Here is a 24,116-nt window from a genome sequence, read left to right as displayed (position 1 = left end):
CTCTTTTAGACAGGCCAGGAATGCTTTCATGACATCTCTTTTCGATCCGCTTCAGGCGGGCGCTTTCACGCTCAAGAATCGCATTGTCCTTGCGCCTCTGACGCGCTGCCGAGCGAGTGCGGGGCGTGTGCCCAACGATTTGATGCGCGAATATTACGTACAGCGCGCGTCCGCGGGCTTGCTGTTGTCGGAAGCGACATCCGTTTCTGCGATGGGCGTGGGATACCCCGATACGCCGGGCATCTGGTCGGAGGAGCAGGTCGCGAGATGGAAGCGGATCACCGAAGCCGTGCACGCGGCAGGAGGTGCGATGCTCCTGCAGCTTTGGCACGTGGGACGTATCTCGCATCCGGATTATCTCGGCGGCGCGCTTCCCCTGGCGCCGAGCGCCATCGCAGCTAAAGGACATGTCAGCCTGCTGCGTCCGGTGCGCGATTACGTCGTGCCGCGGGCGCTGGAACTTAATGAGATTCCAGGCATTGTGGCGGAGTACCGCAAGGGAGCCGAGAACGCGAAGCGTGCTGGCTTCGATGGGGTCGAGGTTCACGGTGCCAACGGCTACCTGCTGGATCAGTTCCTGCAAGACAGCACGAACAAGCGGACCGATGCCTACGGCGGTGCAATCGAGAACCGGGCGCGACTCATGTTCGAAGTCGTCGATGCCTGTATCGAGGTCTGGGGCGCCAATCGCGTCGGCTTGCATTTGGCACCGCGCGGGGACGCTCAGTCGATGGGCGACAGCAATCCGAGGGCAACTTTTGGGTATGTCGCGCAGGAAGCCGGACGGCGCAAGCTCGCATTCCTGTGCACGCGCGAACGCGAGGGCCCCGATGCTATCAGCGCGGAACTCAAGAAGCTATTTGGCGGCGTGCTGATTGCGAATGAAGGGTTCACGAAGCAGACCGCGGAAGCCGTCATTTCTTCGGGCGCCGCTGACGCCGTCGCATTCGGCAAGCTGTTCATCGCCAATCCCGACCTGCCGGAACGATTCAAGCTCGGCGCGCCGCTCAATACACCGGATCCAAGCACGTTCTACGCGCAGGGACCAAAGGGCTATACCGATTATCCGCCGCTGGCGCGTACGGAAGCCATCGCTTAACGCCCCTAAGGATTGAAGCTTAGCGTTCCGAAGCGCTTCGGCGCTCGGAGATGCTGTCGAAAGCTTCGGCAAATTCCAGACACCCGGGATTGGTGATTGCCTGAGTCATCCGGCGGTCAATCTCAGCCCGCAGCTGAGCCGCGGTTAGCCCTTTGACCATCTTGTTTACGTAATAGGCGCGCCGCGAGAAGAAGTTGGTTGTCGGCGCGGACGAGCCCGGCTGCTCCATCATTTCCAGCCCGGTCATTGGGCCAGCGAGGTTCATAAGTTCAAGCTCGGCGCCTGTCAGGGAGGCGCGTCCCTGCTTTGCAGCAGTGTCCTTTAACGTCTTGAGTTTCATAGCTTGAAGCATCGGGCCTATGTCGCCATCGATGTTCAACACGTGAATTCCCATTCCCGCATCGGTTTTGGCGTAAGCTTGCTGAACGTGCCACTCGAACCGCAATCGCTTGACGTTGGCATACATGTGCCTAAGCGCGACCAGTTTGCGCCTCAAGGCCGCCGTTCGCGCCGGCGTATTGTTGGGGTTTCGTATCATGCGCTTAAGCTGCGCGATGAAGGTGGCGCCGCTTCTCGCAAGCTCGTTGACGGAATTGGCGTTGAGGAGCTGCGCGTAGCCGAGCGCACTTGAGATGGCCCGGCCCGTCTTCTTGGTGGGGTGAATTCCAGCTTGCATATCGTAAGTGCCCCGGCCGCCGGTTTCCAGGGCATAGACGCGAACGACCTGATCTTTGGACAATCCTAAGGCCCGCGCCTCCTTGGCATAGCGAAGCTTGAACTCGCGTTCGGTGAGACGCTCGGGAACGAAGTGATAGACACGCTTCGCAGCATCGAGATAATCGTCGATCGTCGCCAATTCCTTGCGCGGCTGCGGAGTTTCGTTCCGCTCCTGGGCGACGAAGCGATAGTATTTCTTTGCCAATGACGGCGAAAGCGACGGCCCCGTGTATCTTGGCGGGAAGCGCATCACGTAGTCGCTCTGGCTGAAGGGGATTTTCGCGGAGCGTTTTCGGCGGCGCACCTGTCGCTTGTTCTCGACAGCGTCCCAATAAGCGTCCGTCTGATCGTTGAATGTGCTCCGTGCTTCTTTCCATGCGCGAAACTGGTCGATTTCGGAATCGGAGAGAGAGGCCAAAAACTCGATGGTTGAAACAGCACGCGCAGGAGCTGCACCGCCCGCAAGCACAAATGCCCCGGCAATCGCGCAGAATGTTAAAATGCGGAGAAGCCCTGTCATACGGAGGTTGGCCACTTGGGTTCCAATTTTCCTGCCAGAGCGGCACGAGTTTGCGGTACCTTGAAGGTAACGTGATTCAGCTGGGTTCGGCCAGACTGCCGCGCCGCGCCCGGACTTATGGTTATGATTTCGAAAATGCCCCCTCTTTCCGCCACCAATGTGACGACAACCGCGCTCAATGCCGACACTTTTGAAAAACTTGCACGGGCGCGATTGCTCAGACGCCCATCCACCTTAGACGTACCCGGATCGCCCGGCGACGACGATCTCAATCCAGAATCCGACCCTCTTACGAAGCACTTGCGGCATGCAGCGGTTCTCGTTCCGGTCGTAGCGCGGGATCCGCTAAGCGTCATTCTGACGGAGCGAACGGAACATCTTCCTGCGCATGCCGGGCAAATCGCTTTTCCGGGCGGCAAGGTCGAAGCTTGCGACGACGGTCCGCTAGCTGCCGCAATGCGGGAAGCGCGTGAAGAAATCGCGCTCGACGGCGCGTTCATCGAGCCGCTGGGTTTTCTTCCGCCTTACCGGACAGGCACGGGGTTCATCATCACGCCGGCCGTGGCGCTCGTACGCACCGGCTTCGAGCTTCGACCGGAACCCTCGGAAGTCGCCGCTGTCTTCGAAGTGCCGTTTGCATTTCTGATGGATGAAGCCAATCACAAGATCGACAGCCGAGTTTGGCGGGGCGCCGAGCGGCGCTTCTATGCCATGCCCTATGGCGAGCGCTATATCTGGGGCGCGACCGCCGGAATCATCCGGACACTCTATCGGAGCCTGTTTCCTGAATGATCCGCATCGTCGTCGAAAACGTCTTCTTTTTTCTGCTGCCAACCCTTCTCTATATTGCATGGGTCGCGTTCCGGAGCGACGAGTGGGCGGGACTACCCGCAGTGATGCGCCAAGCGCCCCTGTTACGCCTCTTTATCGCCGGTGCGGCCTTAATGCTGACAACCCTGATTACATTTTCCTCGCGCACGTATAATGCGCCGCAGGACGTTTACGTCCCGCAATCCATGCATGACGGGAAGCTCGAACCAAGCCGATCGATCCACGCGACCGATCCGCAACCGGATAGCAAATAGATCAATGTCGGATACCGCGCAAAGAAGCCTTGGACCGAACGGCGATTGGCTCAATGCAGAACCCTTGCGCAAAGTCTTCGCGGCATTCGATGCAGCTCATGCTGACGTGCGCGCCGTCGGGGGCGCGGTACGCAATTCGCTGATGGGGCGCATGGTGACCGAGGTCGATCTCGCGACGCCCTTGGAACCTAGCGACGTCATCACTTTAGCAGAGAAGGCAGGGCTTAGCGCGCACCCGACCGGTATCGATCACGGGACCGTGACGCTCGTCGCCAATGGCACCGGCTTTGAAGTCACAACGCTTCGGCGCGACGTCGAAACCGACGGCCGCCATGCCGTGGTTGCCTTCGCGACATCGTGGGAAGAAGACGCCCGGCGGCGAGACTTCACGATCAATGCGCTCTACTGCGATGCTGACGGCGCAGTCTACGATCCGATCGGCGGACTTGCCGATTTACGGCGCCATCGCGTTCGATTCATCGGCGATGCCGAGGCACGCATTCGCGAAGATTATTTACGTATCCTGCGCTTTTTTCGATTTAGCGCCGAGTATGGCAGCGGCCGACTCGATGCGGACGGAGTAGCGGCCGCCGTTGCGATGAAAGACGGCCTTAAACGCATCGCGGCGGAGCGCATTGGCAGTGAGATGATGAAGCTGCTCGCGGCGCCCCACGCTGCCGAGGTTATCAAGGCCATGCATCAGACCGGCATCCTCGGGCTCGTGCTAACGGATCATTGCGATCCGGGTTGTCTGGCGCGGCTCGAAGCAATTGAAGCGGCGCTCGGCCAGCCACCGGACGCGTTGGCGGGACTTGCGGCGCTCGCTGTTTCCAATCCTATGCACGCTCGCGTGATTGCGGAGCGCTTACGGCTTTCGAATGCCGATACGGAAGCGCTTAGAATGGCCGCCGCCATTCATCGGAAGCTTGATCCCTCGCGCTCAGATGCCGAGGCCCGCACTGTTCTCTATGCCCTCGGAGAGACGGCCTTTCGGCGCGCTGTGCGCGTTGCCTGGGCGCGATCTGAGGCTCCCGTATCCGATGCCGCCTGGCGCCGGCGTGCGCTGCTGGCGGACCGTTGGAGCCCGCCTCGGATGCCCTTTGGGGGAAGCGACGTCATCGCGCTCGGGATCGCCGCCGGTCCGGCTGTGGGTAAAGTGTTGAAGGCTTTCGAAGCCTGGTGGATCGACAACGATTTTCCAAGAGATCGCGCGCTGCAGGAGCTGGAATTGAAAGCCCTTGTGCGAAAAGTCCTTGGTTAACGAACGGTTAAATTTTACTTCACGTTGACCATAAGTGTCTCTATGGTCCCGGCTCGGGGTTTTTCTTTGTACCGCGTCGAGGGGGATTCCCGGATGAACAATATACGTCGCGAACGCGCACGTTCGCTAAGATTCGTTCAGATCGTTTTCGCTACTCTCGCCCTTATAAGTCTCACCGCCGCACTTGCCGTTTCCACCCGCGGAACCGATCTCGGTCTGCCGGAGGGAGCGACGTATCCGATCTCGCTCGCCTTCCTGCTGGTCGGCGTGGTCGATACTGTGCTGCTCTATGCTTGGGAACACATCTTCGCCCGCATCGACTATTGAGCGGTCATGCCGGGATTTGAACGGCGGGTCGTGACCGCTTGCGGGTCGGCCTTGGGCCTCGTCCGCGTTTCTTAATCGCATGTGCGATGAAAGCGCCGCTTCAGGCCCTCCGTCATACGCCTGTAACATGAATCCGGTCCTTCCCTCCGTATGGAGAGATTGTTGACTGGGGGCCGACCGTGAGCGCCGCTGCCGTGACTGCGGAAAAGTCTTGCCGCGCCGTGTTCATTTCCGATGTCCACCTTGGAATGCGAAATTCGCAAGCGCTCGCACTTCTCGACTTTCTGAAATACGTCGAGTGCGATGTCCTCTATCTCGTCGGCGATATCGTCGATTTCTGGAAGATACGTCGCGGGCCTCACTGGCCGCAAAGCCACAACGACGTTTTACAAAAACTTCTGCGCAAGGCCCGTAAGGGCACTCGCGTCGTCTTCATTCCCGGTAATCACGATGACGGATTGCGCGACTATACGGGCATGAACTTCGGCGGTGTGGAGCTTCGCCGCGATGCCATCCATGAAGGGGCGAACGGGAAACGCTATCTCGTTCTGCACGGCGACGAATTCGATGTCGTCGTGCGCTACGCGCGCTGGCTCGCTTTCCTTGGCGACCGATCCTACGACGCGGCGCTCGCGCTCAACGTGCCTCTGAATTTCGCACGCCGCATGTTCGGACTCGGACACTGGTCGCTTTCGGCATTCTTGAAGCTGAAAGTCAAAAGCGCGGTCAATTACATCGGTGAGTTCGAAGATGCACTCGCGGGCGAAGCGCGACGGCACGACGCCCAAGGCCTCATCTGCGGACACATCCACCACGCGAATGAGCGCATGATCGACGGCATCCACTATCTGAATTGCGGCGATTGGGTCGAAAGCTGCACGGCTATCGTCGAGCACTTCGACGGCAGGTTCGAAATCGTCCGCTGGAAAGATCAGTTGGCGCGGCGCGCCTCGCAAGCAGCATCCGGACGTTGGCTGATCGAAGCGGCATGAAGCTTTGACGTGGAGCTGGATCGTCCAGCGGCGAACGGAGATTGCAGGTGAACGCAGCGGCAAAAGTTTTCGAGCCGGGAAATGTCGATCTTTTAAGCGAGGCGGTGCACCAAAACCGCGCGTTGAGCCTTTCGGGCGTACTTGAGCGAACCTTCACGTTCGCCTTCCGCTCGATGGTCTATCCGCAAATCTGGGAAGATCCGCGGGCGGACATGGAAGCGCTGGAACTTACGCCGCAAAGCCGGATCCTAACCATCGCGTCCGGCGGCTGCAACGTGATGAGCTATCTCACCGGCAATCCCGCGCGCATTTACGCCGTCGATCTCAACGAAACGCACATCGCGCTGCTGCGGCTGAAGCTTTGCGCCGCGCAGCATCTGCCGACTTATTCGACGTTCTTCCGCTTCTTTGGAGCGGCCGACGATCAGCGCAATGTGCATCTTTATCGCGATTTGGTAGCGCCGCATCTCGACGCCGAGACGCGCGCCTATTGGGAAGGCCGCGATTTCACGGGGCGACGCCGCATTTCGCGCTTCGCACGCAATTTCTATCGCTCCGGATTGCTCGGGCGCTTTATCGCGACGGGTCACATGGTGGCGCGTATGCTCGGTGCTGATCCGAAGCGGATTCTCGAAGCACGCACTCTTCAAGAGCAGCGCGAGATTTTTGCGCGGGAGCTTGCACCTGCGTTCGATCATCCTCTCTTGAAATGGCTGACGTCAAATCGAGCCTCACTATTCGGGCTCGGTATCCCACCCGTGCAGTACGACGCGCTGTCCAGCCACGGCGCGCGGCCGATGTCGACCGTCCTCAAGGAGCGTGCCGAACGTCTCGCCACAGCGTTCGACCTCAAGGACAATTATTTCGCCTGGCAAGCCTTCGGCCGATGCTACGCACCGCAGGGCGAGGGCCCCTGTCCGCCGTACCTCGAAAAAGCAAATTACCTTACCGTCAAGACGCGCACCAACCGGGTGACGGTCGTCCACGACAACATGATCCGCTTTCTGGCAGGCGAACCGGCCGAAAGCCTCGACCGTTACGTGCTCCTCGATGCGCAGGACTGGATGGACGATGGCGCGCTCAATACCCTTTGGCGCGAGATTACGCGGACGGCACGTCCAGATGCGCGCGTCATCTTCCGCACTGCGGGCGAGGAGAGCATCCTGCCCGGACGCGTTGCCGATGCGCTTCTCGGGCATTGGATCTACGACGCCGCGCGCTCGGCCGAAATTCACGCCAAGGACCGTTCGGCGATTTACGGCGGCTTCCATCTTTACATAAAAGCCCGCTGACGGAGCGCCCATGTCCGACTCGGCCGCCGGTGCGATGGACACAATCTACCGTCATCAGCGATTTATCTATGATCTGACGCGGTGGCATTATCTTCTCGGGCGCGACCGGCTGATCGCGGATCTTGCCCCTCCGCCCGGCGGAACGGTGCTTGAAATCGGATGCGGCACGGCACGCAATTTGATCTGCGCCGCACGCTGTTATCCGAATTCAAAATTTTTCGGAATAGATGTGTCGGAGGAAATGTTGAAGACGGCGCGGGCTTCGATCGCGCGCAGCCCGGTTCGAGATTCAATTCAAGTTGCACAAGCGGACGCGACGAACTTTTGTCCGCATGCCTTGTTCGATCTTCGCGCCGTAGACAGGATATTTATTTCATATGCCTTGTCGATGATCCCGCCGTGGAAAGCGATTATCGAAAGCGCGGCCGAGAAACTTTCCTCGAACGGGGCGCTTCATATCGTCGATTTCGGGACGATGGACCGAATGCCTTCCGTTGCGCGACATGCGATGCTGTGGTGGCTCGCGCGCTTCAGCGTAACGCCTAGGATCGAGCTTAAAGATGCAGTTTGCGCGATAGCGGAGCGGCACGGGTTGGGAGCATCGTTTCACGAAGGTCGATTCGGTTACGCCGCACATGCCCGGATCGGACATAAAAAGAGGTGAGCGTCATCCGCTCACCCGCGTCAGTCTTCGCGTTCGAGCGCTCGCGCACTCAGCTCACGTTCGGCCCGCGCATCTGCTGCAGCGCAGATTGAATTCTGCGCCAATCCTCGACAAGCTTTTTTTCGCCGCGCTGCTCTAACTCACGAACCATCTGCGCCGCTTCGGCCAAAGCTTTCGTGCCATGGGCATCGTAAAGCTTGCGCGCATGCGTTTGTATTTCGACTGCGTTCATAGCTCTGCCTCTTTGGCGGTTATCCAGGCACACTCCATTTAGGGCGCTGCTTCGCGATCCGAAGCCTTGGAAACAATATGTGATCGGTAATTAGAACGTTTCTGACAGTCGAAAGCCCCCGCAATCGGGGGCTTTCGATCTGCTTCTACCGGACGATTCAGGATGAATGGGTCAGGCTGTTGCGGTGGCCGTTGGCGGTGCGGCGGAGCCGTTGGCGACGATAGCCGCTTCAGGCACCTTCGTCTCTGCGGGTGACGCGGTTGGCGCTGCTGCGGGGGCAGGGTCGGCGGCTACAGCGGGTGTTTCCGCTGCTACCGCTTCAGTGGTGCTTTCCGTTGGAGTGGCGGCCTCGGGTGCGGCTCCATTGGCGGGTGCGGCTTCCGCTTGCTCTGCCGGTGCCACGCCTGCCGATGCCGGTTCCGCTGCGGCCTCCGCCGCTGGAGCCGGATCTGCCAAAGCTGCGGCAGGTTCGGCTTCGGCGGCTGCCGCTTCCGCTGGCTCGGCAGGAGCAGCTTCTGCTTCTGCTGCTGCGGCTTCGCCATCTGCCACAGCAGACTCAGCAGCAGCTTCTGCCGGTACTTCAGTCTCCACTGCGGGCTCTGCCGATGCTTCAGCCGCCGGGGCCGGCTCTTCGTCTGCCGGTGCAGCATCGGCGGCGTTTTCGTTCGCCGCCGGTGCTGCCTCCTCTGCTGCTTGCGCCGCCGCCTCAGCTTCGGCCGGTGCCTCCGCCGCGGCTCCCTCTGTTGCTTCGGCCACGGCCTCGATCGGAGCCAGAGCCGCCGCCAGTTCGCCTATCGCCCGTTCGACTGCCTTCATCGCCTTGTAGTCGGACGTAGCCTCAACGCGCGATTGAACGCCTTGATGTAACTCCTTGAGCTTGGACAGAATATCTTCCGACATCTATTCTTCCCCTTTTCTTGGATTTTTGAGAAAAAGTTGCCCCTTCATCAGCGCATGACTGTACATGCGGATGCTCGTCGCCAAATTTTTCAGTAATGCGCAAGAATAAATGTACAGGAATTATTACGCGTCGCGAACCGCTGCGGCAAACTGTCAACAGGTATAAAAATCGGATGCGGGGGAGTTCGCGCGCGACACGCCTGATGAAACCGTGAACGGGCGTGAAGAATCCGAACGGCGTAAACTTTGGAGCGCGGCACCACGTCTTTGAAGCGCTTCCATGAAAGCGCTCAACACCACCAAGCTCGGAGACATCCATGCCTCACATAGCTCAGCTCAAAACCGCCATCGTAGCCGCCTCGGTTGCGGCAGCTCTTTTGGCGAGCCTCCCCGCGAGCGCGATGACCAAGGACCCCGCGAGCAATCAGGTTCAGACACAGACACCTGCATCGGTGCTCGTCTTCAATCAGAAGGCCGGGGAGAATTCGGTCAAAGTCAGCTACGTCTATCTGCCCGACAATGGCTATGTCGCAATCTTCGCCGACGAAAACGGAAGGCGCTCGGACGCGGTGCTCGGCTTCACGCCCCTTGAAAAGGGCAACCACAATGAAGTTGCCGTCGAAATCAAAGAAAGCGCCCGTCCCGGCTCCGCCTTGTGGGCCACTCTTTATAAAGACGTCGATGGCGACAAAATACTCGACGTTCGCAAGGACTTAGCTCTGTGGCCGGATAGCGATCCGCTCGAGCATCAGTTTCTAATCGAATAACCACGCCAACAGCACAATGAAAAAGGCCGCCGCGGATAATTCCGCGACGGCCAGATTCTTTGCGAACTTGACAGCTTCAGGGACTTAGAAGTCCATGCCGCCCATTCCGCCCATGCCACCCGGAGGGGCATGCGCGTGGCCAGCGTCCTTCTTCGGCACGTCGGCGATCATCGCTTCGGTGGTGACGAGCAGGCCCGCGACCGACGCCGCGTCCTGAAGCGCAGCGCGCACGACCTTCGTCGGATCGATGACGCCCTGGCTGTAAAGATCGCCGTACTCGTGCGTTTGAGCGTTATAGCCGTACGCGTATTTCGAGTTCTCGATGATCTTGCCGACGATGACAGAGCCATCCTCACCAGCGTTGGCAAAGATCTGGCGCGCCGGCGCCTGAAGTGCCTTGCGCACGATCTGAATGCCGACCTTCTGATCTTCGTTATCCGACTTCAGAGCCTCAAGAGCCTTGCTGGCACGAAGCAGAGCGACGCCGCCGCCCGGAACGATGCCTTCTTCGACAGCTGCGCGCGTGGCGTGCAGAGCGTCGTCGACGCGATCCTTACGTTCCTTGACTTCGACTTCGCTGGCGCCACCGACCTTGATGACAGCCACGCCGCCTGCGAGCTTCGCGAGACGTTCCTGGAGCTTCTCGCGGTCGTAGTCGGAGGTCGTCTCCTCGATCTGCGCCTTGATCTGCTTCACGCGCGCTTCGATGTCGGCCTTCTTGCCGGAGCCGTCAACGATCGTGGTGTTCTCCTTGTCGATCGTCACCTTCTTGGCGCGGCCGAGCATATCGAGGGTCACAGTCTCAAGCTTGATGCCGAGGTCTTCCGAGATCACGGTGCCGCCGGTCAGGACTGCGATGTCCTCCAGCATGGCCTTACGGCGATCGCCGAAGCCCGGGGCCTTAACGGCAGCGACCTTGAGGCCACCGCGGAGCTTGTTAACGACGAGCGTCGCAAGCGCCTCGCCTTCGACGTCCTCAGCAATGATGAGCAGCGGTTTGCCCGACTGAACGACGGCTTCGAGAACCGGCAGCATCGCCTGCAGGCCCGAAAGCTTCTTCTCGTGGATGAGAATGTAAGGGCTCTCAAGCTCAGCGATCATCTTGTCGGCGTTGGTGATGAAGTACGGCGAGAGATAGCCGCGATCGAACTGCATGCCTTCGACGACATCGAGCTCGAAATCGAGTGTCTTCGATTCTTCGACGGTGATGACGCCTTCCGAACCGACCTTGTCCATCGCCTCGGCGATTTTCTTACCAACGATTTCGTCGCCGTTGGCGGAGATCGTTCCAACCTGCGCGATCTGGTCTTTCGCGACCTTCTTCGAATTTGTCTTGAGATCATCGACGACTGTCTGGACAGCGAGATCGATGCCGCGCTTCAGGTCCATCGGGTTAGCGCCGGCCGCAACCGACTTGGCGCCTTCGCGGACGATCGCCTGAGCGAGAACGGTCGCGGTCGTCGTACCGTCGCCAGCGAGATCGGCTGTCTTGGACGCGACCTCCTTGAGCATCTGCGCGCCCATGTTCTCGAACTTGTCCTCAAGCTCGATTTCCTTCGCGACCGTCACACCGTCCTTGGTGATGCGCGGCGCGCCGAACGACTTCTCGATGACGACATTGCGGCCCTTCGGACCAAGGGTCACCTTCACCGCGTTGGCAAGAATGTCGACACCGCGGAGCATGCGCTCGCGTGCGTCTTGTGAAAACTTGACGTCTTTAGCTGCCATTGCAAGCAACTCCTGAGTTTGGCTGGATAATTGGGGGGAACGACGTTAAGCGGCGGCCTTCTTTTTTGCCGGTGCTTCGAGGACGCCGAGGATGTCGCTTTCCTTCATGATCAGAAGATCCTCGCCATCGATTTTCACCTCGCTGCCCGACCATTTTCCGAACAGCACACGGTCGCCAACCTTGACGTCGAGAGCGTTGACCTTGCCCGACTCGTCGCGCGCGCCCGGGCCGACGGCGATGACTTCGCCCTGCTGAGGCTTCTCTTTAGCGGTGTCGGGGATGATGATCCCGCCCGCAGTCTTTGCTTCTTCCTCAATACGTTTCACGACCACGCGGTCGTGTAGAGGACGGAACGTCATGGGTCTAACCTCATGAATAGCTTTGATGATTTGTAATTCGTCGACATCACGGGTTGCGGCTACAGTCGGGTGATCAGTCCGGCAATTGAGTTGCCGACGCGCCCGGTTTTCCGCCCCGTTCTGCGCGCCGCTTATATGCTGTCGACTGTTAGCACTGTCAAGGAGCGAGTGCTAAAGAAGGCATGTGTTTTTATGTAAGGCGTGCCCGGGGGGAACCGGGACTGAAAAGAAGTCCGACGGGGCTTGTCTAGCCAATTGCTTTTCGCGACAAGCAGTTTCGGCGGCCTAGAGGCCGCCAAAACTTCGGTCGTCGCCGGATTGCAAGCGGTTCCCCAATCCCGTTTAGACAGAAAGAAAAGTGCGGGGATTAGATTTCGAAGTCCGAGAGCTTCGCACCTTTTTTTAGGCGCTCGACCAACCAATTCGGTTTGCGTCCCCGGCCCGTCCAAGTATCAGCTCTATTTTCGGGATTGGCGTATTTTGCAACGCCGACCGACTTCGACTTTCCAGGTCCACGGCCGCGTCCGCCCCCAAATAATTCGGCTACGGAAAAACCGTGCGTTTCGGCGAGATCTGCCACTTTCTTTTTCAACTCGGCGCGTTCGCGATCGCGTGCCGCAGCAATGGCTTTCTGCACCTTCGTCTCAAGATCGACAAGGTCCTTGAGAGACAGCTTGTCGACGTTGATCCCAGACACTTTTCTCACCTTCCGCATCACAAACAAAAACCCTCTGATAATTCCGCCGAAAACGGCAGAGATTGAATACGGCGCGCAGAAAATCCTGATATCTGAAGCAATGTCAATAAGAAGCAGGAACGGTCGTGAATTTAAGGCAAACGAAGAAATTGGGACGTATTCACCGCAATTGAGAATGCGCCCGATACATTTAAAACCATATTACATCATTCGGATTAAACCAACTGGCGATGCGAAATTTCCGATAGCCCTTACAATTGCGACTCAAAAAGTGAATTGGGCGCGGCCTATCGATGCAGCTTCCCCCGCCCAACCGGCGCTGCGGCCGGAGTGCAAGAAGAATCTCTCGCCTTCTTCGAGCAAAGTCATTCTGCCTGAAATGAATTAAAAACACCCGTAATTGTGATCCAAAAGATCATAATTGGATATCCGAATAAAAAGCAATTTCAACAGCTTTGTACTTACGCCCCCGCCCCGCTTTTACTAGCCATCGATCACGGAACGTCGACGTCGGGCGGCAGTTTCACCGGTTGCTTGTGTTACGGGACGTCAAAAGCTACTTTCCCGCCGCCCGATACTTCCACATCAACCGATGAGTAGCCTTCTCATGACCTTGAAACTCCCCGATCTTCCTTATGCTTACGATGCCTTGGCGCCGTTTATGTCGGCCGAAACGCTCGAGTTTCACCACGACAAGCATCACCTTGCTTACGTCGAGAATGGGAACAAGTTGCTCGCTGGCTCAAAGTACGAAGGCCAGTCGATCGAGGACATCTGCAAAAACGCCTACGCCGATAAGAATGCCGGCATCATCAATAACGTCGGACAACATTGGAACCATTTGCACTTCTGGCAATGGATGAAGAAAGGCGGCGGCGGCAAGAAGCTGCCCGGCAACGTTGAGAAGCTCGTCTCGGGTTATGGTGGCTACGACAAGGTACGGGCGGATTTCATTGAAGCCGGAAAGGGTCAATTCGGTTCGGGCTGGGCCTGGCTCGTCGTCAAGGATGGCAAGCTTGAGGTTCAAAAGACACCCAACGGCGAAAACCCGCTGATGCACGGCGCAAAACCGATCCTCGGCGTCGATGTCTGGGAGCACAGCTATTACATCGATTACCGCAACGCGCGGCCGAAATATCTTGAAGCCTGGTTCGACAATCTGGTGAACTGGGAGCACGTTGAGGCGATGGCCGGTTAGGCCCGTTCAACGTTTCATCTGACTGACGTCCATTTCCGGGGCGCTGCTATGGTATAAGGCTTCGCTGAAGTCTGCCATGCGGCGCCCCATGTCGTTCGAGCCGTACTCTCTCGCGCGCGTTGCAACTTTCCGGGATTTGACACCGGAAACTCTGCGATTGCTTGAAAGCCGACTGCAGCCGCTCCCCATCCAGCGCGGCACAAGACTCGTGCAGCAGGGCGACGAGGCAGATGCGCTCTATGTCGTCGTCTCGGGACGTTTCGCCGTCGAGATTAACGGGCGCGACGACCCGGTCGCGGAAATTTCACAAGGTTCAACGATCGGCGAGATCGCGTTCTTGGCAGGGGGCGCTCGAACCGCAACGGTTCGTGCGATCCGCGACTCCGTTGTCGCGCGATTGACGCGTGCTGATTTCGACGCGATCGCCAAAGCGTCTCCGGGCTTATGGATAGCCGTCACATCCACACTCGCGGAACGGCTCGCAATTGAGACTAGGCGCCGGGCCGAGATCGAACGCCACACGCATTTTGCTCGCACGCATCCGCGCCCGCGGACGATCGCCATCATCGGCGCGTGTGACGGGTCCATTTCACCTGCTTTTCTCAAAGACTTTCTGGAAGCCGCCGATGCTCAAGCCACCACGGCTGTGGTGTCCAGCGATAGCATTCAGGATGTGTGCGGCCATTTCGGTAGAGAAAGCGGCGGCCGCGATCTCACCGAAATCCTGAATGGCCTTGAAAGCCGCTTAGAAACAGTTGTTTTCATTGCCGACCGAGAGCGAACGGCGTGGAGCGAGAAAGCCATCCGGCAAGCCGATGAGCTTCTGATCGTCGCCGGCCCTTTAGATGATCCGGTCGGGGCTACCGTTACGCTCGGCGCGCTTGAACAGCTTGCGCTGTCGCTGCACCGTCCGGCTTCGCGCCGACTGGTCCTCGTCCATCGCCGCAAGGGCATTGCGCAAGGTACGCGTCACTGGCTCGCGGCACGCGAGCCGGCGATGCATCATCACGTCGCGATGGGCGATGCGGAAGACGCGGCGCGTCTTTGGCGTTTCATCAACGGCGCAGCTTTGGGTTTCGTTGCTTGCGGCGGCGGCGCTTACTGCGCAGCGCACATCGGCATCTATCGTGCGTTTTGCGAAGCAAATATCCATTTCGATCTCATCGGCGGGACTTCCGGCGGCGCCGCCATGGCCGCTGCGTTCGCACAAGATATAGACCCGTTTGAAATCGATGCGGGTGTCCATCGCATGTTCATCGAAGGCCGTGCGATGGCGCGCTATACTTTGCCGCGCTACGGTCTGCTCGATCACACACATTTCGATGCACATCTCGAAAAGGAGTATGGCGGTATCCGCATCGAAGATCTGTGGAAACCCTATTTCGCGGTTTCGGCGGATCTCTCGATCTACGAACCGGAAGTTCACCGCAGCGGTCGCCTCTGGCAAGCTATTCGCGCGAGCGCAGCTGTTCCAGGGTTGCTGCCGCCTTATTATACCGACGACGGACGCATGCTCGTCGACGGTTCCGTGATCGCAAACGTGCCGATCGAAGCGATGCACAGCCTGAAGAGCGGCCCGAATGTGGTGGTGAGTTTCGATGCGCCGGAGAGCCAGCGCTTTAGCGTCGATTACGCGACGCTGCCGAAGCGAAGCGAGTTGATCTGGCGGAGTTTCAATCCACTTTCGAAACAGTTGCTCCCTCAGGCTCCTTCGGCCGCGACGGTGCTCGTCCGCAGTCTGATGGCCAACCGTAGCCATTTCGAGCGCTATCTGACGCCCGACGACTGGCTTTTGCTCCCTCCGACGCCAGCCGACATGGGGGCTCTCGATTGGCGGCGACATTCCGAAATCATGGAGAACGCTTATCGCTATGCCCGCTCGGCTATTGCCGCACGGGAAAAAAGTGTTTTTCGGTGAACCTTCGATGACGCCGTGCCACGTGAGCGCCGCAATCCCCCACGGTTACAATTACTGCGAGCAATTGCGCGTTGTTCCGGCCTTGAACGTGCCTTAAAGCTTTTACGCTATGGGGAGACTTCTTTTTTCGGGGGTATTCAGTGTACGGGGCAAGGCTTTGTGTCAGCCTGCTGGTGGTGACCACGCTCGGCCTCGCGAGCTGTGCCGCCACGATCCCGCGTAATGGAATTTCCGACGCCAAGGTCGCGGCAGAAGCGGAAATTCCGGGCATGTACGGCGTCCGTTTCTGGGCGGACGATGTGCCCAAGAACCCCATCGCCGAAATCAAACGACGCACAGCGCACATGCCGCCGATCGCGCATTTTGCCAAACGCATCGACGGCCGCCCCGTCGTCGAGACGCTGGCGCTCTCGGGCGGCGGATCCGATGGTGCGTTCGGCGCCGGTGTTCTTGCGGGATGGACCGCACGCGGCGACCGACCTGAGTTCGAGGTCGTGACCGGTGTCAGTGCGGGCGCGATCATCGCGCCGTTTGCCTTTCTCGGTCCCTCGGAGGACGAGAAGCTGCACGTAATCTGGACGCAGTACAAGCAAAACGAAGTTATCACGACGCAACTGCTTCCTGCTTTGTTTGGTGGCCCGGCGCTTGCCGATACGACGCCACTGGCGGACCTCATTGCGCATTATGTCGATCGGGAATTTCTTGACAGGATCGCCGCGCAGTATCGCCGCGGGCGCATCCTCATGGTGCTGACAACCAATCTCGACGCCCAGCGTCCGGTTGTCTGGAACATGGGTGAAATCGCTCTCAATAAGTCGCCGCGCGCGATTGAGCTCTTCCGCAAGGTCATCCTTGCGTCCGCAGCCATTCCGGCCGCTTTCCCCCCCGTTAAGATCGAGGTCGAAGCGAACGGCAAGTTCTATGACGAATTGCACGTCGACGGCGGAACGACGCGCGAAGTCTTCGTGCTGCCTGCGGAAGCACCGCTAAAAGCGTTCGACGTGCTTTATCCAAAGCCGCCAATCCGCAAGTTCTTCATCATCAAAAACGGAAAAGCGTCGCCGGAGCAGAAGGTCGTGAAGCCAACGACTTTGCAAATTGCGTCACGCGCGATTTCGACTTTGATCAAGAGTCAGAATGACGGCGAGCTTTATCACATCTATCGCATTGCGCTCGACGCCGGTGCCGATTTCAACTTCATGTCGGTTCCCGCCTCGTTCAATTTCAAGACAAACCAAATCTACGATCCGAAATATCAGGCAGCGCTTTATGCGGAAGGCGTGCGTGAAGGCAGGAGAGGCATTTGGCTCAAGACGCCTCCGGGTCAAGCGGCTATTACGCTGCCATCAACTACGCAGCCGCCAAGGAGGAAGGCTCCCTCGGCAAACCCGGGGCCGAGGGCGAAATCGCCTTCGGCTAACGCCACCTCAAAGTCGAAGAAGGTTGCCGCGACCGGTAGTTGGGAAAGCAAAACGCAATCCATCCGCCCGTAGAGGCCGATCGAATTAGAACCAGCGCGGCTGCCACCAATGCAGGAGCGTGCGGACAGTATCCGGCGCAAAGAGGTAGGCGACACCCGCCAGTACGGCGAGCAGAACGAGAACGACGACCAACGCCACGCCGACGTGCGCCCTATAGCTGAGCCCGGTCCCCGGAATACCAAGCGTGACCATTGGGCCGTTCTTGCCGACGTTAACCGTCGCACCGTGCCCGCCGATGCTGGAGCTGACGCCCGTCTTGCTCAGATTGATGCGCACGCCAGGCAATATGCTGAACGTCTTGCGAAACCGGAAATAGCCCATTGTTTCTCTCCTCACCGGCAGCGCCGGAGCAGGCTCCAAGGAATCGGCGCTGGACATTTGTCTGCCCGCGAATCTCGGAAAAAGCTAATGGTTCCTGACGCAACTTTCAACGGAGTGCGGACAGTCAGCTTTTGCCGCGAAGAATGTTGGAAAAGGAAGAAAGGCGCTCTTTTATTCGGCCAACCGCCGTATTTCGCGATTGCAGGCGCTCGTAGGCAGATTCGCGATCGAGCGATTCGCCGTATTTCTCACGATTGGCCTTGTCCTTCTCGATTATGGCCTTGCGCTCGGGAGGCGTCAGCGGTCCGACACGGGACATCGGCGGACGAATGAGCGTCCGCTGCACCATCGATGGCTCGCCCTTGTTGTGGAGCAGAGAAACAAGCGCTTCACCAACTTTCAACTCCTGGAGGACGCGTTCGGTATCGATGTCAGGATTAGGGCGGAACGTTTGTGCGGCCGCGCGTATGGCCTTCTGCTCTTTCGGCGTGAAGGCGCGTAGCGCGTGCTGAATACGATTGCCGAGCTGTGCCGACACGCGGTCCGGCACATCGCCGGGACTTTGGGTGACGTAATAAACGCCGACGCCTTTCGAGCGAATGAGCCGCGTGACCCGCTCGACCTGCTCAAGCACGGCTTTCGGCGCGTCATTGAACAACAGATGCGCTTCGTCGAAAAGGAAGACGAGCTTCGGTTTCTCCGGATCGCCGACCTCAGGCAGGCGATCAAACAGCTCGGTCAATAACCACAACAGGAATGTTGCGTAGAGGCGCGGCGTATCCATCAGCTTTTCGGCGGCAAGCACGTTGACGATACCGCGGCCATCGGAGTCGACTTTCAGGAAGTCCATAATGTCGAGCGCGGGCTCTCCGAAAAATTTACCGGCGCCCTGCTCTTCCAGCACAAGCAAGCGGCGCTGAATAACGCCGACGGTCGACGTCGCAACATGACCGTATTTGCTCCTGAGGCTCGACGCGCGCTTGCCCATTTCATCGATGACGGAGCGCAAATCCTTCAGGTCGAGGATCGCCATGTTCTCGTCGCCCGCACGGCGCTCGTCCTCCGCCCAGCGGAAGGCGATGTTCAGCACGCCCTCCTGTGGCTCGGTCAGCTCCATCAAGCGCGACAGCAGTAGAGGTCCCATTTCCTGCACGGTGGCGCGAACGGGATGACCATCGACACCGAAGATATCCCAGAAGACGGTCGGGAAAGCCGTGTTGCCGTAGCGCTTCAAGCCGATCTCTTCGGCACGCTCGACGAGTTTCGGCGACGGATCGCCCTTGGCTGCAATTCCGGAGAGGTCGCCTTTGATGTCGGCAGCGAAAACCGGTACACCGGCAGCGGAAAATCCCTCCGCCAACACTTGCAGCGTTACCGTCTTGCCGGTACCAGTCGCACCGGTGACGAGACCATGACGATTGGCAAGGGCAAGCTCGATGCATTCGGGAACCAAGTCGCGGCCCGAACGGCTACAGCCGATAAGAATGAGTCCGTCTTGCACATAATCCCGCGGATCGGCGACGGAGTGTTCGGACCCTGAGGCGCCGGCCTTTGCAGTCATTTGATCTCCTAGCGATTTTCGAGCCCGATTCGGCACTTAGGCGAGCCATTTTGTGATGACATGGAGGACGCAGCGACGCAAACAGCCCAAGGTATTCACTCCCGAAACCTGCCTGTAAATTTAACGATCCTTCAACGCGCGGCAATTGGGCCACTCAAAGGCGGCGAATTCGGGCTCGCGCGGCGCCGCCGAGCAGGTATACCGGACCCTTTCCACACACGTCACGACGTTCCAGGAGCCTATTTGCATGACCCGTCCGCCGTCCGAAACGCCAGGATCGCGCTTAGCCGATGGCTTTCCGGCGCCGAAACTTGAACAGTGGCGCGCGCTGGTCGACAAGGCTCTCAAGGGTGCCGACTTCGAGAAGCGGCTCGTCAAACGCACAGCCGACGGGCTGAAGATCGAACCGCTCTACACGCGCAGCGATGCACTCTCCAGCGCGCTTGATGCCGTGCCCGGCGCAGCGCCGTTCACGCGCGGCGCCAAGCCGGTGCGCGCGGGCTGGGATATCCGGACGTTTCATATCGAAAGCGATCCGAAAGTTGCAAATGCCGCAATTCTGGAAGACCTCGAAGGCGGCGTGACATCGATTGCGCTCCAAGTCGGCTACGGATTGGCACCAACAAAGGAAGCTCTCGGGACGGCGCTCGACGGCGTGCTGCTCGATGTTTGTCCCATTATCCTCGTCTCGGGCGATCGCTTCTTCGATGCAGCCGCGGCACTGAACGCCGTCTGGGACGCTCGCGGCATCACCCCCGCCGATCGCCGGGGTTCCTTGGGCGCAGATCCACTCGGTACGCTGGCGATGAGCGGACGCCTGTCTGAGCCGCTCGACACGGCGCTTGCGCGCTCAGTCGCACTGATGAAGACGACCGAAGCGAGCCCGGGCGTCCAGGTCATGACAGCCGATGGCGTCATTGCGCACAATGCGGGCGCGAGCGAAGCACAAGAGCTTGCGGTGACGCTCTCGACTCTCGTCGCTTATCTGCGCGCTGCAGAGCACGGCGGCGTGTTGCCCGCGCAGGCATTGAAGAAGATCAACGTTTCTCTTGCTGCCGATATCGACGAATTCTCGACCATCGCGAAACTGCGCGCCGCGCGCCGTCTCATCTGGCGCGTCGCAGACGCGTCGGGCGCAGGAGACGCCGCGGCGGCCGTGACAATCAACTGCCCGACGTCGTACCGCATCATGGCGAAGCGCGATCCGTGGACGAACATTCTCCGCACGACCATCGCATGCACGGGCGCGGCGCTCGGTGGCGCCGACGCCATCGTCGTCCTGCCGTTTACGTTCGCGCTCGGTAAGCCCGATGCGTTTTCGCGCCGCGTCGCGCGCAACATTCAAATTGTTTGTCAGGAAGAAAGCCATCTCGGCCGCGTTACAGATCCGGCGGGTGGATCTTGGTATGTCGAGAATCTTACCGACGATATGGCCAAAAAGGCTTGGGAAGTATTCCAGGACATCGAGGCACGCGGCGGCATGTTCGCGGCGCTGAACTCGGGGTATATTCAGGAGATGATCGCGAAAACAGCACAAGCGCGCGCAAAAGATATCGCGACATTGCGGCAGGAACTGACGGGCGTGAGCGCTTTCCCTTTGCTTGGCGACGATGGCGTCCACGCCGAGTCTTGGCCTGCGCCCGTGGCCACGTCAACCAAAGCCGTAGTTGAAGTTGTTCCGCTCAAGCCACACCGCCTCGGCGAAGCGTTCGAAGCGCTTCGCGACGAAGCCGATGCGCATGGCGGGTTCAAAGTTTTCGCCGCCAGCATGGGCGAAATCGCCGACCACAACGTCCGGACGACTTGGGTCAAGAACTATCTCGCGGCCGGCGGCATCACGGCACTCGTTAGCGATGGGTACAAGACTCCCGAAGCTGCGGCTGAAGCGTTCAAGCGTTCGGGCGCCGCGGCCGCGTGCATCTGTTCGTCTGACGCGGTCAATGCGTCGCTCGCTCAACCGACGGCAGAGGCGCTGAAAGCGGCTGGTGCGAAGCTTGTGCTGATGGCCGGGCGTGCGGGCGAGCAAGAAGCAGCATTAAAGGCCGCCGGTGTAGACCAATTTTTGTTTGCAGGTGCAGACGCCGTGGCGACGCTCAGAGGGCTGCAAGAGCGTTTGCGTTAAATCGCGTTCGGCGTCGCGAACTACGAATAAGCGGGTGATAGATAACGATGCAGGGGCAGACTCCGGGCGTGGAGACATCGAATGCTAAAAAGAGAGCACGAATCCGCCGCCGCTTGCGACTACGCCGCTACCGTTACGTAAGTTTTTCGCGCTATGTCTGGATGCGTCGCGCAGTTTTTGTCGCGGGCGCGGTGCTCGTAGGCCTAACGGCCGTCGGTTTTGCGGAAATCGCCGACCAAGCGCAGACTTTTTATTACTCGATTTTGAAAGTCTCGCCCTGGCTGCCGTTGTTGCTGACGCCGGTCGGTTTCACATTGCTCGCGTTCGCGACGGCGCGCTGGTTTCCCGCGGCCGCGGGCAGCGGCATTCCGCAAGTGATCGCAGCGCGCAAGAGCTCGGATCGCGCGCACCGCCTATCGCTTCTCGGCTGGCAGACAACGGTCGCTAAAATCGTCATGACCGCCCTCGCTCTTGTCGTGGGCGCGTCCGTGGGCCGCGAAGGCCCGACTGTGCAAGTCGGCGCCTCTGTGATGTTTGCCGTCGCGAATTTCGCCGGTCTCGGGCGACAGAACGGGTTGGTGCTTGCGGGTTCGGCAGCAGGCATTGCGGCGGCATTCAATGCGCCGATTGCCGGTATTCTGTTCGCCATCGAGGAGCTTGCAAAGGCATTCGCCGGGCGCATCAACGACATCGTTATTGGCTCAGTCGTCATTTCAGGCGCCATCAGCTGGGCCATTCTTGGAAATTACGACTATTTCGGCGAGGTCACGGCAAGAATCGTCGAGGGCCGAGACTGGGCGGCGGTGCCGGCCTGCGCGATCTTCGGCGGCATTTTCGGTGGGCTGTTCAGCCTCGGCCTCGTGACGCTTTCGCGAAAGCCGCCGCCGTTTATCGCGATTGTGCGAAATCGGCCTCTCGTTTTCGCCGCGATCTGCGGGTTTATCGTTGCGATTTTGAGCATCGCGACGTCCGGATACGCTTCAGGCAACGGCTACATCGAAACCCGGGGTGCGCTGGTCTACGGGCAGGCTATTCCGTGGTGGTATGGATTTGCCAAGTTCATCACGACTCTGCTGTCTTCGGCGAGCGGCATTCCAGGCGGATTGTTCTCGCCGTCGCTGGCCGTCGGCGCCGGTATCGGCTCTATGCTGACGCCGATTTTCACATTCACCGATCCACGCGCGGTCATGTTGTTGATGACCGTCGGCTATTTTGCGGGCGTCGTGCAGGCTCCTCTCACGGCCGTCGTCATCGTGATGGAAATGACCAGCGATAAGAACATGGTCATTCCGCTGATGGCCACCGCGCTCTTCGCGGCAAGCATTTCACGGCTCATCAATCGCGAGCCGCTCTACCACGCCCTAGCGCGCGGATACTTTGCATCCGTTTTCCGGGTCCGTGGAACGCCGGATGTTCCCACGGCGCCCGCTAATTCGTAAGACGGCTGTCCTGCGTTAAAGTCCCGAAGCCAACGAGCCGTTCAAGATCGGCGCCGATGCCATTGTAGACAGGCCCCGATCTTTGCGCGGGCTCGGCGGATGCCACGCGATTTCGGGTCCGGCGAACGACGGTACGCTTTGCCGTCCGGTGACGGGAGAGTACGGTACGACGTGGGCCGCGCACATGCCTACGCACGACGGTGTTAGACGCTGTCGCTTTATGTGTTGTCGAGGGTGCGACGGACGACGCGGCTTTTTCCGGATCGGCGTCATCGGAATTTGAAATCGCCGCTACCTGCATACCGAGTTTCGGATCTTCCGGAGCATCGAGCAGGCTCGGAGCAATGGGGTCGTTTTGGACAACGGCCCGAAAAAGCGCATTTCCGGAGCCGGTGCGCGGACCGGCGAATTTCGCGCTCAAAGCTTCCGCAGCCGTACGCACTTCCGTTGAGATGCCATCGCGGCCTACAAAGTCCTCGTTGCGCGAGGCCAGAAGGAACTGGTCGTAGTTTACGATCGGAACGAAATCCGGAAGCTTGATGGCAACACGTGTCGGCGCGGTGCTGTTCGACGTCGCCCGAGATTTGAATTTTTGTCCGGCATGAATCGGCAGTGTCGCAGCAGCCACCGCAAGGAGAAGGACGCTCACAGAATTCAGTCTCAAAACGCATACCCCCGACGCGATACCAGTCCCTCGCTCTGATGCGGATCTCTGTCACGCATCGCAGTGAGCGGTGGAAAGAAACGGCGGGAGGATCGTTCTCTGCCCCCGTTCCCCGAGCGGAAAATTGCCGCTCAACAAGGCAAGAGAAAGGCTTCGTTTTTCTCGTGTCGACGACAAAGCGCGCATCGCATCCGCGTCTCGTCCGGGCCGAACCTTGCGCGCAAAAAAGGGCCAGCTCCCGGGGGTGGAAAGAGCTGGCCAAGGCACGGGGAGGAAGCAACGCGTGGGATGTTGGTTATTCGCGACCGGATATCGCCAATATCGCCATAGCGGCTAAGATCGGCCCGGAGGCCAATATAGAGAGTGCGGAAACAGCGTATTCGTTGCCGTCTGTAAGCGGCGCAAGAAGCGCTTGTGTGTCAGGCAGAGCCGCGAGCGCGACGGTGGCGGCCGTGGTGACTACAGCGGCGGCAGCAGAAGCGGCGATAACGCCTGACATGGTCTGATCTCCTCTTGTTTCGGACGTGCGGTCCGTTTGTCTTGAGAGGGAGAATGCGCCAGGGTTCACCGATGCGCTGTTCCGGTGGTTACACTTGTTGGTTGGCGCTGGCGACTCTCCTCCGGAGAGCCGGCCGCCAGCGCGGGCCTGAGGCAACGGTCTTTGCTAACTGACACTTGTTGGTTGGCGCTGGCGACTCCGCCACGCGGAGCCGGCCGCCAGCGCGGGCCTGGGGCGACGGTCTTTGCTAACTGACACTTGTTGGTTGGCGC

General features: G+C 59.4%; 25 protein-coding genes. 15 read left to right on the top strand and 10 right to left on the bottom strand.

Features of this window, described 5'->3' with window-relative positions:
* Positions 1 to 28: 28 nt before the first annotated feature.
* Entirely contained in the window at positions 29 to 1,099 is a 1,071-nt protein-coding gene (locus VHB22_RS02155; RefSeq protein ID WP_325455306.1) for an alkene reductase, read from the top strand.
* 19 nt (positions 1,100 to 1,118) lie between these two features.
* Here the strand turns inward: VHB22_RS02155 and VHB22_RS02150 are convergent, their stop codons facing one another.
* Positions 1,119 to 2,336: a hypothetical protein gene (locus VHB22_RS02150; protein ID WP_325455305.1), complete on the bottom strand. Its 1,218-nt coding sequence runs from the start codon at positions 2,334 to 2,336 to the stop codon at positions 1,119 to 1,121.
* Positions 2,337 to 2,471: 135 nt separating this feature from the next.
* On the opposite strand from VHB22_RS02150, the gene VHB22_RS02145 reads away from it, so the two are divergent.
* The 7 genes from VHB22_RS02145 (at position 2,472) to VHB22_RS02115 (ending at position 7,957) form a co-directional block, all read left to right on the top strand.
* Positions 2,472 to 3,128, top strand: coding sequence for a CoA pyrophosphatase (locus VHB22_RS02145; protein WP_325455304.1), 657 nt, complete (start codon positions 2,472 to 2,474; stop codon positions 3,126 to 3,128).
* Positions 3,125 to 3,421 carry a DUF6111 family protein gene (locus VHB22_RS02140; protein WP_325455303.1) on the top strand — a complete coding sequence of 99 codons (297 nt, stop codon included), beginning with the start codon at positions 3,125 to 3,127 and terminating at the stop codon, positions 3,419 to 3,421. Before VHB22_RS02145 ends, VHB22_RS02140 begins: the two co-directional genes overlap by 4 nt.
* 4 nt (positions 3,422 to 3,425) lie before the next feature.
* Positions 3,426 to 4,682 (top strand): CCA tRNA nucleotidyltransferase, encoded by a 1,257-nt coding sequence (locus VHB22_RS02135; protein WP_325455302.1) that lies wholly within the window; start codon positions 3,426 to 3,428, stop codon positions 4,680 to 4,682.
* A 93-nt stretch (positions 4,683 to 4,775) separates the two neighbouring features.
* The gene (locus tag VHB22_RS02130; protein WP_325455301.1) at positions 4,776 to 5,009 is read left to right on the top strand and encodes a hypothetical protein; all 234 of its coding nucleotides are present in this window, start codon (positions 4,776 to 4,778) and stop codon (positions 5,007 to 5,009) included.
* Between the two features lie 179 nt (positions 5,010 to 5,188).
* Positions 5,189 to 6,001: a UDP-2,3-diacylglucosamine diphosphatase gene (locus VHB22_RS02125; RefSeq protein ID WP_325455300.1), complete on the top strand. Its 813-nt coding sequence runs from the start codon at positions 5,189 to 5,191 to the stop codon at positions 5,999 to 6,001.
* Between the two features lie 47 nt (positions 6,002 to 6,048).
* Entirely contained in the window at positions 6,049 to 7,293 is a 1,245-nt protein-coding gene (locus tag VHB22_RS02120) for a DUF3419 family protein (protein WP_325455299.1), read from the top strand.
* A gap of 10 nt (positions 7,294 to 7,303) precedes the next feature.
* Complete coding sequence (locus VHB22_RS02115) at positions 7,304 to 7,957, top strand: class I SAM-dependent methyltransferase (RefSeq protein WP_325455298.1); 654 nt, start codon at positions 7,304 to 7,306, stop codon at positions 7,955 to 7,957.
* Between the two features lie 49 nt (positions 7,958 to 8,006).
* Here the strand turns inward: VHB22_RS02115 and VHB22_RS02110 are convergent, their stop codons facing one another.
* Together VHB22_RS02110 and VHB22_RS02105 are read right to left on the bottom strand one after the other, a co-directional pair.
* Positions 8,007 to 8,189, bottom strand: coding sequence for a hypothetical protein (locus VHB22_RS02110; protein ID WP_325455297.1), 183 nt, complete (start codon positions 8,187 to 8,189; stop codon positions 8,007 to 8,009).
* 171 nt (positions 8,190 to 8,360) lie between these two features.
* Complete coding sequence (locus VHB22_RS02105) at positions 8,361 to 9,089, bottom strand: hypothetical protein (RefSeq protein WP_325455296.1); 729 nt, start codon at positions 9,087 to 9,089, stop codon at positions 8,361 to 8,363.
* Between the two features lie 317 nt (positions 9,090 to 9,406).
* Here VHB22_RS02105 and VHB22_RS02100 point away from each other — a divergent pair, with 317 nt between their 5' ends.
* Positions 9,407 to 9,856 carry a DUF7282 domain-containing protein gene (locus VHB22_RS02100; RefSeq protein ID WP_325455295.1) on the top strand — a complete coding sequence of 150 codons (450 nt, stop codon included), beginning with the start codon at positions 9,407 to 9,409 and terminating at the stop codon, positions 9,854 to 9,856.
* 84 nt (positions 9,857 to 9,940) lie between these two features.
* Here VHB22_RS02100 and groL read toward each other — a convergent pair whose 3' ends face one another.
* The 3 genes from groL to VHB22_RS02085 form a co-directional block, all read right to left on the bottom strand.
* Positions 9,941 to 11,584, bottom strand: coding sequence for a chaperonin GroEL (gene groL / locus VHB22_RS02095; RefSeq protein ID WP_325455294.1), 1,644 nt, complete (start codon positions 11,582 to 11,584; stop codon positions 9,941 to 9,943).
* 45 nt (positions 11,585 to 11,629) lie between these two features.
* A complete protein-coding gene (gene groES, locus VHB22_RS02090) occupies positions 11,630 to 11,944 on the bottom strand; it encodes a co-chaperone GroES (RefSeq protein ID WP_325455293.1) in 315 nt (104 codons plus the stop codon).
* A gap of 367 nt (positions 11,945 to 12,311) precedes the next feature.
* Positions 12,312 to 12,641, bottom strand: a complete 330-nt coding sequence (locus VHB22_RS02085) for an H-NS histone family protein (protein ID WP_325455292.1) — start codon at positions 12,639 to 12,641, stop codon at positions 12,312 to 12,314.
* On the opposite strand from VHB22_RS02085, the gene VHB22_RS02080 reads away from it, so the two are divergent.
* The 4 genes from VHB22_RS02080 (at position 12,619) to VHB22_RS02065 (ending at position 17,250) form a co-directional block, all read left to right on the top strand.
* The gene (locus VHB22_RS02080) at positions 12,619 to 13,029 is read left to right on the top strand and encodes a hypothetical protein (protein WP_325455291.1); all 411 of its coding nucleotides are present in this window, start codon (positions 12,619 to 12,621) and stop codon (positions 13,027 to 13,029) included. The genes VHB22_RS02085 and VHB22_RS02080 overlap by 23 nt on opposite strands.
* A gap of 219 nt (positions 13,030 to 13,248) precedes the next feature.
* Entirely contained in the window at positions 13,249 to 13,839 is a 591-nt protein-coding gene (locus VHB22_RS02075; protein ID WP_325455290.1) for a superoxide dismutase, read from the top strand.
* Positions 13,840 to 13,927: 88 nt separating this feature from the next.
* On the top strand, positions 13,928 to 15,757 hold the full coding sequence (locus VHB22_RS02070) for a cyclic nucleotide-binding and patatin-like phospholipase domain-containing protein (RefSeq protein WP_325455289.1): 1,830 nt from the start codon (positions 13,928 to 13,930) through the stop codon (positions 15,755 to 15,757).
* 140 nt (positions 15,758 to 15,897) lie between these two features.
* The gene (locus VHB22_RS02065) at positions 15,898 to 17,250 is read left to right on the top strand and encodes a patatin-like phospholipase family protein (RefSeq protein ID WP_325455288.1); all 1,353 of its coding nucleotides are present in this window, start codon (positions 15,898 to 15,900) and stop codon (positions 17,248 to 17,250) included.
* Positions 17,251 to 17,262: 12 nt separating this feature from the next.
* Here VHB22_RS02065 and VHB22_RS02060 read toward each other — a convergent pair whose 3' ends face one another.
* Positions 17,263 to 17,559 carry a DUF4236 domain-containing protein gene (locus tag VHB22_RS02060; protein ID WP_325455287.1) on the bottom strand — a complete coding sequence of 99 codons (297 nt, stop codon included), beginning with the start codon at positions 17,557 to 17,559 and terminating at the stop codon, positions 17,263 to 17,265.
* A gap of 124 nt (positions 17,560 to 17,683) precedes the next feature.
* Positions 17,684 to 19,120, bottom strand: a complete 1,437-nt coding sequence (locus VHB22_RS02055; protein WP_325455286.1) for a helicase HerA-like domain-containing protein — start codon at positions 19,118 to 19,120, stop codon at positions 17,684 to 17,686.
* Between the two features lie 247 nt (positions 19,121 to 19,367).
* Here VHB22_RS02055 and VHB22_RS02050 point away from each other — a divergent pair, with 247 nt between their 5' ends.
* Both VHB22_RS02050 and VHB22_RS02045 read left to right on the top strand, forming a co-directional pair.
* Positions 19,368 to 21,242: a methylmalonyl-CoA mutase family protein gene (locus VHB22_RS02050; protein ID WP_325455285.1), complete on the top strand. Its 1,875-nt coding sequence runs from the start codon at positions 19,368 to 19,370 to the stop codon at positions 21,240 to 21,242.
* A gap of 161 nt (positions 21,243 to 21,403) precedes the next feature.
* Positions 21,404 to 22,681 (top strand): chloride channel protein, encoded by a 1,278-nt coding sequence (locus VHB22_RS02045; protein WP_325455284.1) that lies wholly within the window; start codon positions 21,404 to 21,406, stop codon positions 22,679 to 22,681.
* On the opposite strand, the gene VHB22_RS02040 is transcribed toward VHB22_RS02045, so the two are convergent.
* Complete coding sequence (locus VHB22_RS02040) at positions 22,671 to 23,330, bottom strand: hypothetical protein (protein WP_325455283.1); 660 nt, start codon at positions 23,328 to 23,330, stop codon at positions 22,671 to 22,673. The two genes, VHB22_RS02045 and VHB22_RS02040, sit on opposite strands and share 11 nt — an antisense overlap.
* A gap of 310 nt (positions 23,331 to 23,640) precedes the next feature.
* Positions 23,641 to 23,844, bottom strand: a complete 204-nt coding sequence (locus tag VHB22_RS02035) for a hypothetical protein (RefSeq protein WP_325455282.1) — start codon at positions 23,842 to 23,844, stop codon at positions 23,641 to 23,643.
* Positions 23,845 to 24,116: the final 272 nt, after the last annotated feature.

The sequence above is a fragment of the Hyphomicrobium sp. genome, from assembly GCF_035548195.1.
Lineage (GTDB): Bacteria > Pseudomonadota > Alphaproteobacteria > Rhizobiales > Hyphomicrobiaceae > Hyphomicrobium_B.
Note: the sequence above shows the minus strand (reverse complement) of the source record. Positions and strands in the feature narration are given on the sequence as shown.

What these genes read in the sequence shown, in the direction of transcription:
- VHB22_RS02155 (WP_325455306.1), top strand. Translation starts at nt 29, where the DNA reads ATGACATCTCTTTTCGATCCGCTTCAGGCGGGCGCTTTCACGCTCAAG.
- VHB22_RS02150 (WP_325455305.1), bottom strand. Translation starts at nt 2,336, where the DNA reads ATGACAGGGCTTCTCCGCATTTTAACATTCTGCGCGATTGCCGGGGCA.
- VHB22_RS02145 (WP_325455304.1), top strand. Translation starts at nt 2,472, where the DNA reads ATGCCCCCTCTTTCCGCCACCAATGTGACGACAACCGCGCTCAATGCC.
- VHB22_RS02140 (WP_325455303.1), top strand. Translation starts at nt 3,125, where the DNA reads ATGATCCGCATCGTCGTCGAAAACGTCTTCTTTTTTCTGCTGCCAACC.
- VHB22_RS02135 (WP_325455302.1), top strand. Translation starts at nt 3,426, where the DNA reads ATGTCGGATACCGCGCAAAGAAGCCTTGGACCGAACGGCGATTGGCTC.
- VHB22_RS02130 (WP_325455301.1), top strand. Translation starts at nt 4,776, where the DNA reads ATGAACAATATACGTCGCGAACGCGCACGTTCGCTAAGATTCGTTCAG.
- VHB22_RS02115 (WP_325455298.1), top strand. Translation starts at nt 7,304, where the DNA reads ATGTCCGACTCGGCCGCCGGTGCGATGGACACAATCTACCGTCATCAG.
- VHB22_RS02110 (WP_325455297.1), bottom strand. Translation starts at nt 8,189, where the DNA reads ATGAACGCAGTCGAAATACAAACGCATGCGCGCAAGCTTTACGATGCC.
- VHB22_RS02105 (WP_325455296.1), bottom strand. Translation starts at nt 9,089, where the DNA reads ATGTCGGAAGATATTCTGTCCAAGCTCAAGGAGTTACATCAAGGCGTT.
- VHB22_RS02100 (WP_325455295.1), top strand. Translation starts at nt 9,407, where the DNA reads ATGCCTCACATAGCTCAGCTCAAAACCGCCATCGTAGCCGCCTCGGTT.
- groL (WP_325455294.1), bottom strand. Translation starts at nt 11,584, where the DNA reads ATGGCAGCTAAAGACGTCAAGTTTTCACAAGACGCACGCGAGCGCATG.
- groES (WP_325455293.1), bottom strand. Translation starts at nt 11,944, where the DNA reads ATGACGTTCCGTCCTCTACACGACCGCGTGGTCGTGAAACGTATTGAG.
- VHB22_RS02075 (WP_325455290.1), top strand. Translation starts at nt 13,249, where the DNA reads ATGACCTTGAAACTCCCCGATCTTCCTTATGCTTACGATGCCTTGGCG.
- VHB22_RS02070 (WP_325455289.1), top strand. Translation starts at nt 13,928, where the DNA reads ATGTCGTTCGAGCCGTACTCTCTCGCGCGCGTTGCAACTTTCCGGGAT.
- VHB22_RS02060 (WP_325455287.1), bottom strand. Translation starts at nt 17,559, where the DNA reads ATGGGCTATTTCCGGTTTCGCAAGACGTTCAGCATATTGCCTGGCGTG.
- VHB22_RS02055 (WP_325455286.1), bottom strand. Translation starts at nt 19,120, where the DNA reads ATGACTGCAAAGGCCGGCGCCTCAGGGTCCGAACACTCCGTCGCCGAT.
- VHB22_RS02050 (WP_325455285.1), top strand. Translation starts at nt 19,368, where the DNA reads ATGACCCGTCCGCCGTCCGAAACGCCAGGATCGCGCTTAGCCGATGGC.
- VHB22_RS02045 (WP_325455284.1), top strand. Translation starts at nt 21,404, where the DNA reads ATGCGTCGCGCAGTTTTTGTCGCGGGCGCGGTGCTCGTAGGCCTAACG.
- VHB22_RS02035 (WP_325455282.1), bottom strand. Translation starts at nt 23,844, where the DNA reads ATGTCAGGCGTTATCGCCGCTTCTGCTGCCGCCGCTGTAGTCACCACG.